At 49.0% G+C, this 14,632-nt stretch carries 11 protein-coding genes; 4 read left to right on the top strand and 7 right to left on the bottom strand.

Going from position 1 to position 14,632, the window contains the following annotated elements:
* Nucleotides 1–110 precede the first annotated feature (110 nt).
* The 7 genes from cysS to purL all read right to left on the bottom strand — a co-directional run bounded on the left by cysS (nucleotide 111) and on the right by purL (nucleotide 11,141).
* Nucleotides 111–1,496, bottom strand: coding sequence for a cysteine--tRNA ligase (cysS, locus tag D8Y20_RS04965; RefSeq protein WP_121541936.1), 1,386 nt, complete (start codon nucleotides 1,494–1,496; stop codon nucleotides 111–113).
* Nucleotides 1,497–1,500: 4 nt separating this feature from the next.
* Nucleotides 1,501–2,889, bottom strand: coding sequence for a glutamate--tRNA ligase (gene gltX, locus D8Y20_RS04960; RefSeq protein WP_121541935.1), 1,389 nt, complete (start codon nucleotides 2,887–2,889; stop codon nucleotides 1,501–1,503).
* 2 nt (nucleotides 2,890–2,891) lie between these two features.
* Complete coding sequence (locus tag D8Y20_RS04955; protein ID WP_201265533.1) at nucleotides 2,892–3,206, bottom strand: septum formation initiator family protein; 315 nt, start codon at nucleotides 3,204–3,206, stop codon at nucleotides 2,892–2,894.
* Between the two features lie 22 nt (nucleotides 3,207–3,228).
* Nucleotides 3,229–4,509, bottom strand: coding sequence for a phosphopyruvate hydratase (eno, locus tag D8Y20_RS04950; protein ID WP_121541934.1), 1,281 nt, complete (start codon nucleotides 4,507–4,509; stop codon nucleotides 3,229–3,231).
* 190 nt (nucleotides 4,510–4,699) lie between these two features.
* A complete protein-coding gene (gene kdsA / locus D8Y20_RS04945; protein WP_201265532.1) occupies nucleotides 4,700–5,539 on the bottom strand; it encodes a 3-deoxy-8-phosphooctulonate synthase in 840 nt (279 codons plus the stop codon).
* Complete coding sequence (locus D8Y20_RS04940; RefSeq protein WP_121541933.1) at nucleotides 5,536–7,182, bottom strand: CTP synthase; 1,647 nt, start codon at nucleotides 7,180–7,182, stop codon at nucleotides 5,536–5,538. The genes kdsA and D8Y20_RS04940 overlap by 4 nt, the downstream gene beginning before the upstream one ends.
* A 47-nt stretch (nucleotides 7,183–7,229) precedes the next feature.
* The gene (gene purL, locus D8Y20_RS04935; RefSeq protein ID WP_121541932.1) at nucleotides 7,230–11,141 is read right to left on the bottom strand and encodes a phosphoribosylformylglycinamidine synthase; all 3,912 of its coding nucleotides are present in this window, start codon (nucleotides 11,139–11,141) and stop codon (nucleotides 7,230–7,232) included.
* A 283-nt stretch (nucleotides 11,142–11,424) separates the two neighbouring features.
* On the opposite strand from purL, the gene D8Y20_RS04930 reads away from it, so the two are divergent.
* The 4 genes from D8Y20_RS04930 (at nucleotide 11,425) to mreC (ending at nucleotide 14,613) form a co-directional block, all read left to right on the top strand.
* Nucleotides 11,425–11,628, top strand: coding sequence for a cold-shock protein (locus D8Y20_RS04930; RefSeq protein WP_121541931.1), 204 nt, complete (start codon nucleotides 11,425–11,427; stop codon nucleotides 11,626–11,628).
* A 207-nt stretch (nucleotides 11,629–11,835) separates the two neighbouring features.
* Nucleotides 11,836–12,603: an exodeoxyribonuclease III gene (gene xth / locus D8Y20_RS04925; protein WP_121541930.1), complete on the top strand. Its 768-nt coding sequence runs from the start codon at nucleotides 11,836–11,838 to the stop codon at nucleotides 12,601–12,603.
* 114 nt (nucleotides 12,604–12,717) lie between these two features.
* Entirely contained in the window at nucleotides 12,718–13,755 is a 1,038-nt protein-coding gene (locus D8Y20_RS04920) for a rod shape-determining protein (protein ID WP_121541929.1), read from the top strand.
* A gap of 57 nt (nucleotides 13,756–13,812) precedes the next feature.
* On the top strand, nucleotides 13,813–14,613 hold the full coding sequence (gene mreC / locus D8Y20_RS04915; protein ID WP_121541928.1) for a rod shape-determining protein MreC: 801 nt from the start codon (nucleotides 13,813–13,815) through the stop codon (nucleotides 14,611–14,613).
* Nucleotides 14,614–14,632 lie beyond the last annotated feature (19 nt).

The raw sequence follows: 14,632 nt of genomic DNA, 5'->3' as shown, positions 1-14,632 counted from the left end.
GAAATACCGGCGTAATAATCATTGCTGTGACTCTCTTCTTCCTCGGCCAGCTTTGCTTTACTTTGCGTAACTCTGCGTACTTTGCGGTAAAAGTCTCGGACCTTCGTCTATCAGACCTTTTTCCAGGTTGTGCCGCTCGGGCTATCTTCAAGTACAATACCCTCGGCAATCAATGCATCTCGAATGGCATCAGCACGGGCAAAATCACGGGCTTTTTTCGATTCGCCGCGTTCAGCAATCAATGCTTCAATACGCGCCACATCAACATCCCCACCCTTAAACCAGGCTTCGGCATCATGCTGACCAATAGCCAAGAGATTAAGCATCGCCTTGAATTGGGCAGCAAGATCACTGACATCAGCCCTCTCATTTAAAGCCTTGTTCAAAGCACGATTGGTATCGAAGAGTGACGCCAGCGCTTCCGTAGTATTGAAATCATCATTCATGGCGTTGGTGAAAGCAGGTGGAATGAGTGACTCAGACATCTCACATCTTCCATCTAACGTCTCACCCTTGAATCGCCGTAGCGTTTCATACAGTCGATCCAATCCGGCTTTGGCAGCATCCAAGGCACTATCAGAGAAATCCAATGGTGAACGATAATGGGTGCCCAGGATAAACATGCGCAATACTTCCGGGTGATAGTTTTTGGTGACTTCCCGAATGGTAAAAAAGTTACCCAATGACTTGGACATCTTCTCAGCATTGATATTTACAAAGCCATTATGCAACCAGTAACGGGCAAAACTGCCATCATTGGATGCACAGGCCTGAGCAATTTCATTTTCATGATGCGGGAATTTCAAATCCATACCGCCACCATGAATATCAAAGGTGTTACCCAGATGCGAGCAACTCATGGCTGAACATTCAATATGCCAACCCGGTCTGCCCTGGCCCCACGGTGAATCCCATGCAGGCTCACCCGGCTTGGCCATTTTCCACAACACGAAATCGAGCGGGTCACGTTTGCTATCATCCACATCCACACGTGAGCCCGATTCCAGGTCATCGATATTTTTACCCGACAGCTGACCATAGTGATCAAAACTGCGCACCGCATACAACACATCCCCGGATGAAGAAACATAGGCGTGCTTTCGTGCTACAAGCTCGCCAATCATCTTCACCATATCCGGCATATGGGCAGTAGCACGGGGTTCATGACTCGGTGGCAAACAGCCCAGAGAACCAATATCTTCCTGAAAGGCAGCAATCATCTCATTGGTAAGTTGATGAATATCAATACCACGTTCACTGGCCCGTTTAATAATCTTATCATCTACGTCGGTGAAATTGCGCACATAGTTCACATCAAAACCAAGTTCAGTGAGCCAGCGATGAATAACATCAAACACCACCATCACACGCGCATGGCCAACATGACAATAGTCATACACCGTCACACCACACACATACATACCCACACGATTAGGTTCGAGAGGTTCAAACAGTTCCTTGCGACGATGCAGGGAGTTATAAACAGAAAGACTCATAGGATTACGCCTCCTGAGTAGCTAGCTGACACGCATGTTCGATTCTGGCGATAACACCTTCACTACCTAAGAATGTGACAACAGAGGACATATCAGGGCCATGCAGAGCACCACTTAATGCCACACGCAAGGGCATAAACAGCGCTTTACCTTTGCAGCCGGTCTTCTCTTTCACTGCCGCCGTCCAACTCTTCCATTCCGAATCAGGTTGCCAGGCATCCAATGCCTGTTGATAAAAGGCTGTGCCTGCTTCGCATAACACCGATAACGCTTCAGGTTCCAGAGCAGCTTCGACATCCAGCAGACGCTGAAACAGTACAGCATCTTCAACACGTTCAAGATTTTTCTCGATCAAGGAGGCAAAGCTTACCAGCCTGTCATGCCCTGCATCCGGCACATGCAGCAGAAGCAATGGGATTAACAACTCGCTATCGAGCTCATGCAGCAGCCGCGTATGCCAACGCCACATATCTTCATCCAGCCATTTCACGGAGCTGGTGGACACATGTTCAGCCTCAAAATAATCAGCTAAAGCCATCGCAGTGTGCGCCTGTTCCGGCATGTTCGGGTGACCCAAACGCCCCATGGCTTGCACCAGCGCTCCCGGCAAGAGGCCTTCTTCACGCAACTCAACCACACTGTGACTGCCACTACGTTTGGAAAGTTTGGCACCATCGGATCCCAGCAACAGACCATGATGCAGGTAATGTGGAGGCGTATAACCTAGCTGCTGTAGCAGCCAAACCTGATAGGCCGAATTGGTCAAATGATCATCACCACGCACAGCATGGGTAATACCATCTAGTGCATCATCAATAGCGTTAGGAAGCAAAAAGGTAAACGAACCTTCGGAACGCACAACAACCGGATCATCAAGATCACGCTGTGCAAAACGGATATCACCATGCAATAGATCGGAAACAACAACCTCACCATCATCAGCATGGATACGTAAGCGCCAGACAAAAGGCTCCGACTGTGCGCGGGCAAGTGATTCTTCATCACTAAGCTGACGACAACGCCCAGCATAACGCGGAGGTAAGCCGCGCGATGCAGCCAGTTTACGATCCAAGTTTAATTGGGTTTCACTGCAAAAGCAGCGATAAGCCATACCTTTCTCTGCGAGCTGATCCAGCGCCTTGCGATGGTTATCTGCATGTTTCGATTGAAACAGTACATCACCATCCCAATTCAAACCCAACCAGTTAAGATCGGACTGAATGGCATCAATATATTGCTGCTGAGAACGATCCTGATCGGTATCCTCAAAACGCAGCAAAAAACGACCACCGTGTTTTCTCGCGTATAACCAGTTGAGCAATGCAGTGCGCACATTCCCCAAATGCAATAGTCCTGTCGGAGATGGTGCAAACCGGGTGATTACCTTACTCATGACTATTTACCCCTTCCTTTAACCGCCGGTTTATCCTTCATAATCACCATATATTCATCCGGATGAACATAACCAAGCTCCCGATGCACCAGCTCTTCAAGTGCGCGCGGATCATCTCTGAAGCGTAGCACCTCTTTGGCTAAGCGTTCACGTTCAAGCTTCAGGGCCGACAGTTCGGCCTTTAGTTGTTCTAATTGAACAGATTCCTTCTGATATACCAGATAACCATGATCGGAAAAAATTAGATTCCAGAGCATATAACTTAGCCCGATCACGCCAGCAATCCAAAACAACCATTGGCCTAAACGTTTTCCCACGTTAATGCTCACTCAGTGGGTATCAGCCTCTGGAAAACGTAGCAAGACCAGCGAAACGTGCAGCACTGCCAAGTTCTTCTTCAATACGCAGCAACTGATTATATTTGGCCATACGATCTGAACGGGAAGCTGAGCCGGATTTAATCTGACCGGTTGCCATGGAGACAGCCAAATCAGCAATCGTAGCATCTTCAGTTTCACCGCTTCGATGACTCATCATACAACGGTAACCAGCATCATGCGCCATATTCACAGCGGCAATAGTTTCAGACAAGGTGCCTATTTGATTCACTTTCACCAAGAGCGCATTAGCAATGTTTTTATCAATGCCTTCTTTCAGAATAGCAGGGTTGGTTACAAACAGATCATCACCAACCAACTGCACGCGATCACCTAGCTTTTCAGTGAGCAGCTTCCAGCCATCCCAATCATTTTCATCCAGACCATCTTCCACGGAGACCAATGGATACTGACGACACAATGAAGCGATCAGATCAACCAGACCAGCTGAGTCCAGCTTGCGATTACCTTCACCGGCTAATACATACTGACCATCATGATAAAATTCAGAAGCAGCCATATCGGAACAGATCACAACATCAGAACCAGCTTTAAGACCGGTTTTTTCAATCGCTTCCAGAATGACAGTAATACCTTCTTCATTGGAACCCAAATTTGGCGCAAAACCACCTTCATCACCGACAGCAGTCACATGACCAGCGGCTTTCAATACAGATTTCAGCGCATGAAATACTTCCGCACCCATATCCAGCGATTCAGCAAAGCTCGATGCACCGGCTGGCGCAATCATATACTCCTGAAAATCAATGCTATTGTCTGCATGCGAACCACCGTTGATGACGTTCATGCATGGTACTGGCAGCAGGTTTGCATCTGCACCACCCAAATAACGGAATAGTGATTGGTTCTGTTCAGCCGCTTGTGCTTTGGCCACTGCCAGAGAAGCACCAAGAATCGCATTAGCGCCCAAACGCGCCTTGTTCGGCGTACCGTCCAGTGCGATCAGCTTATCATCAAGACTCTGTTGATCTGCAGCATCCATACCCTTTACAGCGCTATCAATCTCACTATTTACGAAGGCAACGGCCTTTCTTACACCTTTACCACCCAAACGGGAGTCGCCATCACGCAACTCAACCGCTTCACGGGAACCTGTGGATGCTCCGCTTGGAACTGCGGCACGGGCAAATGCTCCGCTGGATAGTTTTACATCAACTTCTACAGTCGGGTTGCCGCGCGAATCAAAAATTTCTCTAGCATGTACATTTACAATTTCACTCAATGTGTTTCTCCTGGTCGACCCCATTGTCGACGATGATACGTTCTAATATTTATGGATCAAATGTTCACAAACGGCGCGAAATGTACGCAAAGGAACATTACACGTCTATTAAATGTGGGAAAGCGTCACGAAAACCAGTTTTTTTATTCAGTTTATTTACTTTTTAACATCAAACCACTCAAATCAAAAGTTACGACTTCACAACATCATCAATCTGTTTCAAGCTTGTCAGCACTTCAGCCAGATCAGCCAGCGCCAACGAATTCGGCCCATCCGACTTGGCCTGATCCGGATCAGGATGTACTTCCATAAACAGTGCGGCCACACCCGTTGCTACGGCTGCCCGTGACAATCCCGGTACAAATTCACGATTGCCTCCTGTTGCGCCACCCAAACCACCCGGTTGCTGCACAGAGTGAGTTGCGTCATACACCAGCGGCGCTCCAAATTCGCGCATCACCAGTAAAGACCGCATATCTGACACCAGATTATTATAACCGAAACTTGCACCGCGCTCGCATAACATAATATTTGCATTGCCAGTGGCTTGCGCTTTTTCCAGCACATGCTTCATATCCCAGGGCGCAAGAAACTGTCCCTTTTTGATATTTACAGGTTTACCGGCAGATGCCACCGCTTCAATAAAATCAGTTTGCCGACACAAAAACGCCGGCGTTTGCAAAATATCAGCGACTTCAGATACCGCTTTCACCTGATACGTTTCATGCACATCGGTAACCACAGGCAAACCCAACTCATCTTTCACCCGTTGCAGGATACGCAAACCTTCATCAAGGCCCGGGCCACGAAAGCCATCTTTACTGGTGCGGTTGGCTTTATCAAAGCTTGATTTAAATACCAACGGCACGCCACAAGCATCAGCAATCGCGGCAATGCGCTCTGCTGTTTTCAGCGTAAAATCTTCACCTTCAATCACACATGGTCCAGCCAACAGTACCAAAGGCAGGTCATTGGAGATGCGCAGATCTCCAACCGTTGCAGTTGCTTGTATCACGTCAGATCGCGTCATTGATCTGACGCAGCCTTGCTAGCACCAACAAACGCAGCAAATAGCGGGTGCGGCGCATACGGGCGTGATAAAAACTCAGGATGAAACTGACAGGCCACAAACCACGGATGGTCTTTCACTTCAACCACTTCCACCAATGAATTATCCGGCAAAGTACCCGCCACCACCAATCCGGCTGCTTCTAACTGCTCACGGTAGGTGTTGTTAAACTCATAACGGTGACGATGACGTTCACGGATCTCTTCCTGCTGATAGGCATCAAAGGTATGCGTGCCTTCAATCACACTACAAGCATAGCCACCGAGCCTCATCGTGCCACCCAGATCACTATCAGAACTACGCTGAACACGCGCTCCTTCCTGCTCCCATTCTGTCATCAGAGCAATCACCGGATGTTTGGCACGTTCATCGAATTCACTACTGACCGCACCTTCAAGGCCTGCAACATTGCGCGCAAATTCAACAACAGCCAGCTGCATACCCAGACAGATCCCCAAAAATGGTACTTTGTTTTCACGGGCGTAACGAATAGCGGCAATTTTACCTTCGGTACCACGCTGACCAAAACCACCAGGCACCAAAATACCATCCATATCAGCCAGACAGTCAACACCGTTTTTTTCAAGTGACTCGGCATCAATATATTCAATATTCACACGCACTTCATGCGCCATACCACCATGAATCAACGACTCATTCACAGATTTATAGGCATCCGCCAGCTCGACATATTTGCCAACCATGGCAATACGCACTTCCTGTTTCGGTTCACGAATTCTACGGCAAATATCTTCCCATACCGATAGATCCGGTTCCTTATCTTCCATGTCGAAATGTTTTAATACTGCCGAACCTAAACCACGCTCGTGCAAACCCAGTGGTACACCATAAATGGTATCCATATCCAGTGCATCAATCACAGCACCCCTATCCACATTACAGAACAGGGCAATTTTATCTTTCTGACCCTTGGGAATCGAATGCTCAGAACGGCACAGCAACACATCAGGCTGAATGCCGATTTCACGCAGCTGTTTAACCGAATGCTGTGTAGGCTTGGACTTAATTTCACCCGCTGAAGCGATGTAAGGCAATAGCGTCAGATGAATATAGGCGGTGTTCTTCCGGCCCAAATCAAAACGCAGCTGACGAATCGCTTCCAAAAATGGCTGTGACTCAATGTCACCAACCGTGCCGCCAATCTCAACCAGCGCAATATCCACGTCATCTGATCTCAGCGACAGGATCGCACTTTTGATCGCGTCTGTAATATGTGGAATCACCTGCACGGTTGCGCCCAGATAATCGCCACGGCGCTCACGACGAATCACCGATTCATAAATACGGCCTGTCGTGAAATTGGAACGCTTGGACATAGTCGCATGCGTAAAACGCTCATAGTGGCCCAGATCCAGGTCGGTTTCCGCCCCGTCATCGGTGACATACACTTCACCATGCTGGAACGGGCTCATCGTACCGGGATCCACATTAATATAGGGATCGAGTTTCTGCATGGTGACACGCAGACCACGCGCTTCAAATAGCGCCGCAAGGCTTGCCGCAGCAATGCCTTTTCCGAGCGAAGAGACCACCCCGCCGGTAACAAAAATAAATCGTGTTTTCTTACTAGAATTAGTATCCATAACGGGGTCGCAAGTTATCAGAAGCGCTCTTCAGTAGCCACCATATTTCACCCAACCCACTTGCGTGCGTTGCGGAACATGCGCAGCCACGGGCCATTCTCGCCCCACGCTTCAGGACTCCAGGAGAACTGACTGCTACGGAACAGGCGTTCCGGATGCGGCATCATGATCGTAAAACGGCCATCCGCTGTAGTGAATCCGGTCAAACCATCCGGCGAGCCGTTAGGGTTATGCGGATAGCTTGTGGCAGCGTCCCCATCAGCGCCAAGATAACGCAATGCACTAACTGCCTGGCCAGCCTGCTCATCACTGTCGAACGAGACACGCCCTTCACCATGCGCCACAACCAGCGGCAACTTGGAACCGGCCATGCCAGCAAGGAAAATCGATGGCGACTCCAGCACTTCAACCTGCAACAATCGTGCTTCGAATTGTTCAGAACGGTTACGTTCAAAATTCGGCCAGTGCTCTGCCCCCGGAATCATGGACTTCAAACCGGACATCATCTGACATCCGTTGCAGACACCCAAGGCGAATGTATCGGAACGATGGAAGAAATGATTAAACTGATCACGGGCTCTTTCATTATAAAGTACTGAATTTGCCCAACCGCGACCGGCTCCCAACACATCACCGAAGGAGAAGCCGCCACAAGCCACAAGACCCTGAAAATCTTCCAGGTTGATGCGCCCTGCAATCACATCGGACATATGCACGTCGGTACAATCAAAACCGGCACGATCAAATGCAGCAGCCATCTCAACCTGCCCATTCACGCCCTGCTCACGCAATACAGCCACTTTTGGCCGTGGATTATTGGCGAAATCTGCGCAAATATCTTCAGCCGGATCAAAAGAGAGATCAACGAACAAACCGCTATGCTGTTTGTCGGCAATGGCTTCAAAAGCCTCTTTGGCACAGTCTGGGTTATCGCGTAAGGACTGCATTCTGAAACTGGTTTCTGCCCAAATCTGCTGCAGCGACTGTACGTCGGCTTCAAACAGCGTCTGTTGTTCATGTTTCAACACAAATGAAGTGCTTGCTTCCGGGTGGGCAATAATATGGGCAACATGAGCCAGACCAGCATTGCTCAACCTGGACAACACCGTTTCGCGCTCAGATCGTCTGATTTGAATCACGGCACCAAGTTCTTCATTAAACAGGGCTGAAATCACATCCTTACCCAGCGCTTCCAGATGTACTTTCAGACCACATCGCGCTGCAAAACTCATTTCAGCCAGCGTGGCAAACAGACCTCCATCAGAACGGTCATGGTACGCCAAAAGCAGCCCTTCATTGTTCAACTGCTGGATCGTTGAAAAGAATGCTTTCAATAAAGCGGCATCATCCACATCAGGTACATCCTGTGCAGTCTTGCCATACACCTGAGCAAGGGCAGAACCACCCAAACGGTTTTTACCATCGCCCAGATCCAGCAGGATCAGATCGCTATCACCCTGCCCCAGTTGCAATTCAGGCGTCAGGGTCTGGCGCACATCCGTCACGGGCGCAAAGGCAGATACAATCAAGGAGAGTGGTGAAATCATTTCGCGTGTTTGGCTGTCGCCATTGTCATCTTCAATCTGCCAAACCGATTTCATCGACAACGAATCTTTACCAACCGGAATAGAGATGCCCAGTGCCGGGCACAGCTCCATACCCACAGCTTTCACCGTATCATACAGACGCGCATCTTCACCTTCGTGACCACAAGCCGCCATCCAGTTGGCAGAGAGTTTGATATCACCGATTTTTGCAATCGGAGCCGCCGCCACATTGGTCAGCGCTTCACCCACCGCCATGCGCCCTGATGCCGCAGCATCCAGCACAGCAATCGGCGTACGTTCTCCCATACTCATCGCTTCGCCTGCATAACCGCTATAATCACGTGTGGTCACTGCCACATCGGCAACCGGCACCTGCCAGGGGCCAACCATTTGATCACGTGCCACCATACCTGTGATAGAGCGGTCACCAATCGTGATCAGGAACTCTTTACTGGCTACGGCAGGCAGTCGCAACACACGCTCAGCAGCTTCTTTCAGATCAATCGCAGCCACATTAAGCGCTACAGATGTTGCTGCCTTATGCGTTACATCACGCGTCAGCTTCGGCGCTTTACCAAGCAGCATGTCGAGAGAGAGATTTACCGGCTGATCATTAAGCTGTGGATCATTCACCACCAGGTCACGTTTTTCTGTGGCATGCCCAAGCACCGCAAACAGGCAACGTTCGCGCTCACAAAGCGCGGTAAACAGCGCGCGTGATTCCGGCGCAATCGCCAGCATATATCGCTCTTGAGCTTCATTACACCAGATCTGCATCGGGCTCATGCCCGGCTCCATATTGTGAACTGCACGCAAATCAATCCAGCCACCGCGCCCTGCATCATCGACCAATTCGGGCACTGCGTTGGATAGGCCACCGGCTCCAATATCATGAATAAACAGAATCGGATTGGCATCGCCCATCTGCCAACAGCGGTCCAATACTTCCTGGCAACGGCGTTCCATCTCCGGGTTGCCACGCTGCACTGAATCAAAATCAAGCGACTCTGCATTAGAACCGGTATCCATGCTTGAAGCAGCACCGCCACCAAGGCCGATCAGCATGGCCGGGCCACCGAGTTGAATAATTAAACTGCCTTCAGGCACGTCGTTTTTATGCACATGACGCGCATCGATATTGCCTACGCCACCGGCTATCATAATCGGCTTGTGATAACCGCGTAGCTCTGAGGCATCTGCATCCTTAGATATATCCTGTTCATACGTACGGAAATAACCGCACAGGTTCGGACGGCCAAATTCATTATTGAATGCCGCAGCTCCGATAGGCCCATCCATCATAATATCGAGCGCGGATACTATGCGATCAGGCTTGCCATAATCGATTTCCCATGGCTGTTCAAACTCAGGAATACGCAAATTGGAAACGGAAAAGCCACACAAACCAGCCTTTGGTTTGGAGCCAATGCCTGTTGCACCCTCATCGCGAATTTCACCACCGGAACCTGTCGCCGCACCTGCAAAGGGAGAAATAGCTGTTGGATGATTATGCGTTTCAACCTTCATCAGAATATGCATCTGATCATCATGAGCGCGATAGTGCGCATCGTCATCCGGATAAAAGCGTTGCGATGCACCGCCCTCAATGACCGATGAGTTATCACTATACGCCACCAGCGTGCCTTCCGGATTCAATTTATGCGTATTGCGGATCATCGCAAACAGGGAACGATCCTGTTCTTCTCCATCAATCACCCAATCAGCATTAAAAATTTTATGCCTGCAATGTTCAGAGTTGGCCTGAGCAAACATCATCAGTTCTGCATCTGATGGATTGCGCTTAAGAGCTGTGAAATTTTCCAACAGATAGTCGATTTCATCTTCAGCCAACGCCAGCCCCAACTCACGGTTAGCGGCTTCTAAAGCTGTGCGACCACTACCAAGCATATCGATTGTGGCTAAAGGTGCTGCTTCATGATGGGCAAACAACTGAACCAACGCATCCACATCATTCAACACGGATTCTGTCATGCGATCATGTAATAGAGCTGCCGCAGCCACATGCTGTTCATGGTTAAGGCCTGTAATATGATAAGCAATGCCACGCTCAATACGAAGCAACTCAGACAAACCGCACAAGCCAGCAATATCAGTAGCCTTGGATGACCAGGGGCTGATCGTACCAACACGAGGAACAACAAGCGTCAAGTTATCAGACTGATGATCACTAAACAGCTCAGGGGAATGCCCAAGCAACACACTCAACTGCTCAGTATGCGCTACTTGCCAGTCCTCAGTTACTTCAGCCATATGAATAAAATTCGCTTGCACATCAATCACAGCAATGCCCTTTGCCGCAAATGCCTTAAGCAATTTGTCACGTCGAAAACCAGGCAAAGCATCCTGCCCTTTTAAAGTAATGATCTGAGTGGAGGGGGTGATTGTAGTCATCTCCGCACTCTAAGATATAGGCGCCGGAAACCAAGCATAAAATAGGAAAAGGCCCCATACACCCAAGTTGACAGTTGTGATGATTTCAAATCATGAATAACCATAATCCGCAAATATCCAAAATTGTTTTTACTAGCATTCTGTTTAACGCCCCCCTACAGTGCGTCGTGCAAGACATGGTTGTTGTAAGTGTTTGTTGACCAATCCAGAAGCTTCTTCTCGGTTTTCTCAGTAACAATCTTCATTCAACATGCTGCTAAAACAAAAATGAGGTACCAGTATAATGGCTACAGGAACAGTTAAATGGTTCAACGACACTAAAGGTTTTGGATTTATCGCACAGGATGACGGCGGAGATGACGTATTCGTTCATTTCTCAGCAATTCAGAACGAAGGCTTCAAGTCTTTGGCTGAAGGTCAGAAAGTTGAATTTGAAATCGAAGATGGTCAGAAAGGCCCACAGGCTCGTAACGTAATCGGTCTGTAAGACAACACAACCAGGAACCTATTCCTAGCCTCGCCTGTAACAGGCGGGGTTTTTTTTGGCCTGCATTCCAGATCAACTTCCACACATTCAAATCGCACGCGCACCAGCAGCATCCATCACCGGGTAACACGACACGTCAATGCCCATGTGAAATCACATACCACATTGATTCTTGAGCCATGACCATGCCTGCGTCATGATCCCCGCATGAAAATTGTAACGTGGAATGTAAATTCATTAACTGTTCGCTTACCGCATGTGCTAATGTTTCTTGAAGAAGAGAAACCTGATGTGCTGGCCCTACAGGAAACCAAGACAGTGGACAGTAATTTCCCCTATGAGGCTATCGAGGCCGCCGGTTATCACGTCACTTTTTCCGGACAGAAAACATATAATGGCGTTGCGCTGTTAAGCCGATCACCAGCCTCCGATGAAGTTATGGATATCCCGGACTTTTCTGACCCCCAACGCCGTTTGCTTGCGGCCACCATTGATGGTGTGCGCATCATCAACATCTATATCCCCAATGGTCAGGAGGTAGGATCAGAAAAGTACGACTATAAATTTCACTGGCTGATTGCTTTCCGGAACTTCCTCAAAACAGAACTGACCAGACATCAACATCTAATAGTGCTCGGTGATTATAATATTGCACCAACAGACCTGGATATTCACGATCCTGATCGTTGGTCTGGAAAAATCATGTGCTCTGATGCGGAACGCGAATGGTTTCAGTCACTGCTCAAGCTCGGGCTCACAGACACTGTCAGGCAACTGCATCCTGATCAGCCCATGCATAGCTGGTGGGACTACCGTATGAACGCATTCCGCAGGCATTGGGGCATTCGCATCGATCACCTGCTCGCCACGCCATCCATGATCCCTACTCAAGCCGGTGTCGCGAGCACATACAGAGCGCTGGAAAGACCCAGTGACCATGCTCCTGTTTGGGTCGATTTCAGCCAAGAACGCTGAAAAAACGCCTCCAAAAAAACTATTCCCCAATGTTTTCAAGCATTTGACTGCGCCTTTACCTATCTCTCTTCTAACACTATCCTCGCCACTTAGTTTTTGAGTAGCGGAGTGTTTATGCTGCAACGTTTATTTGGGTTTTTTTCCCGTGATATTTCCATTGACCTTGGTACTGCCAATACGCTGATTTATGTGCGCGGAGAAGGCATCGTGCTTAACGAACCGTCTGTTGTCGCCATCCATACAGGCGGAGGTAGAAACCATCGCCGTGTCTTGGCAGTAGGCACAGATGCCAAACGCATGCTGGGCCGTACACCCGATAGCATTCAGGCCATCCGCCCGCTTAAAGACGGTGTGATCGCTGACTTTGTAGTGACCGAAGAGATGCTCAAACAATTTATCCGCAAGGTGCATGACCGTACATGGGGCATCCATCCACGTATTGTGATTTGTGTGCCTTATGGCTCCACCCCGGTTGAACGCAGAGCCATTCGTGAATCTGCATTATCCGCTGGCGCACGTGAGGTGTATCTTATCGAGGAACCGATGGCTGCGGCTGTTGGTGCCAATTTACCGGTCACTGAAGCATCCGGATCCATGGTCGTGGATATTGGTGGAGGCACCAGTGAAATCGCTGTCATCTCTTACGGTGGTATTGTTTATTCCCGCTCGGTACGTGTCGGTGGCGATAAAATGGATGAAGCCATCATCAATCATTTGCGCCGCAAATACAGTCTGTTGGTGGGCTCTCCTACGGCAGAAAAAATTAAAATCAATTTAGGCAGTGCATTCCCACAGGAAACACGTCGTGAAATGGAAGTCAAAGGTCGCGACCTGATTAACGGCGTGCCCAAAGTACTTCTGCTGGATGACTCTGAAATTCTTGAGGCATTAACTGAATCTGTGAATGCTATTATTGAAGGCGTAAAGGTCTGTCTGGAAAGAACTCCGCCTGAACTGGCTGCAGATATCGTCGATAAAGGCATTATGCTAACCGGTGGTGGAGCGATGCTGGTTGGCCTTGATCAATTGCTGCGTGAAGAAACAGGGCTACCTGTCACCATTGCTGAGAATCCACTGGATTGCGTAGTGTTGGGTAGTGGCCGCGTATTGGAAGAGCTGGATCGCATGCGAGGCGTTCTTTTCGAGGAGTAAACATATGGATGACATAATCAATATATCATCCATGGTCTATTTCCCCAGCCATCACGCATGATCTTTACAGAACGAAGCCATAAACTATGGCTCATCGCGGTATTACTGATCGCACTTTTTGGCATCTCCCGCTTCTTTGCAGGCTCATCAGCGATGTTAAGCATGTGGCCAGCTTTAGAGGTGCTGCATGCACCGGTACAATGGTGGCAATCGGTTGACCTCTGGTTCATTGAGCGACAAAAATTGCAACAGCAATATCTGACACTTGAAAAGAAAGCACAGGATCAAGCTGCTGTCATTCAGGAAGTGAATAGCCTGCGTGAAGAGAATCGACAGCTCAGAAGCATCCTGGAGATTTCAGATATTATTGGCTATCGCTGGCATGCGGCCAAAGTACGTGGACGCAGCCCGGAGCCAATGAGCCAGCGTTTGATTTTACAGGTCCCCGACGTCTCAAAAGATGATGTTATCGTGTCCAGTGAAGGTTTAGTTGGCGTAGTTGATACTATTTCACCAAATCACGCCACCGTAAGAACCCTCTTTGATGCTTCGCTGGCGGTACCTGTCACAATCCCCGGTACCCAGCTTGCAGCGCTCGCTCGCGGCCAGGGTGACAGCTTGTCGATTAATTTCATCCCTCTTGATATTGCCCCACAAAAAGGCCAGGTGTTTTATACCAGTGGTGCCGGTGGCCTATTCCCTGCGGGCATTGCCGTTGCCGTCATTACCAATGTTCAACCTATTCCAGGCCAACTGTTTGCCAACGTATCTGCCAAACCCATTGCACACTGGCAACATGACAGCTGGCTAGCTGTTGCATCACAACTGCACTCCATTCAAACATTTACCTCACCATGATCATTATCACGGTCATTCC

It is taken from the genome of Mariprofundus sp. EBB-1 (genome assembly GCF_003665155.1).
Taxonomy (GTDB): Bacteria; Pseudomonadota; Zetaproteobacteria; order Mariprofundales; family Mariprofundaceae; genus Mariprofundus.
The sequence above is the reverse complement of the archived record's forward strand: the minus strand, read 5'-3'. Positions and strand labels throughout refer to the sequence as shown.

Coding starts and splice junctions, on each gene's coding strand:
- purL (WP_121541932.1), bottom strand. CDS start 11,141: ATGACTACAATCACCCCCTCCACTCAGATCATTACTTTAAAAGGGCAG.
- D8Y20_RS04930 (WP_121541931.1), top strand. CDS start 11,425: ATGGCTACAGGAACAGTTAAATGGTTCAACGACACTAAAGGTTTTGGA.
- mreC (WP_121541928.1), top strand. CDS start 13,813: ATGATCTTTACAGAACGAAGCCATAAACTATGGCTCATCGCGGTATTA.
- xth (WP_121541930.1), top strand. CDS start 11,836: ATGAAAATTGTAACGTGGAATGTAAATTCATTAACTGTTCGCTTACCG.
- cysS (WP_121541936.1), bottom strand. CDS start 1,496: ATGAGTCTTTCTGTTTATAACTCCCTGCATCGTCGCAAGGAACTGTTT.
- D8Y20_RS04920 (WP_121541929.1), top strand. CDS start 12,718: ATGCTGCAACGTTTATTTGGGTTTTTTTCCCGTGATATTTCCATTGAC.
- gltX (WP_121541935.1), bottom strand. CDS start 2,889: ATGAGTAAGGTAATCACCCGGTTTGCACCATCTCCGACAGGACTATTG.
- kdsA (WP_201265532.1), bottom strand. CDS start 5,539: ATGACGCGATCTGACGTGATACAAGCAACTGCAACGGTTGGAGATCTG.
- D8Y20_RS04940 (WP_121541933.1), bottom strand. CDS start 7,182: ATGGATACTAATTCTAGTAAGAAAACACGATTTATTTTTGTTACCGGC.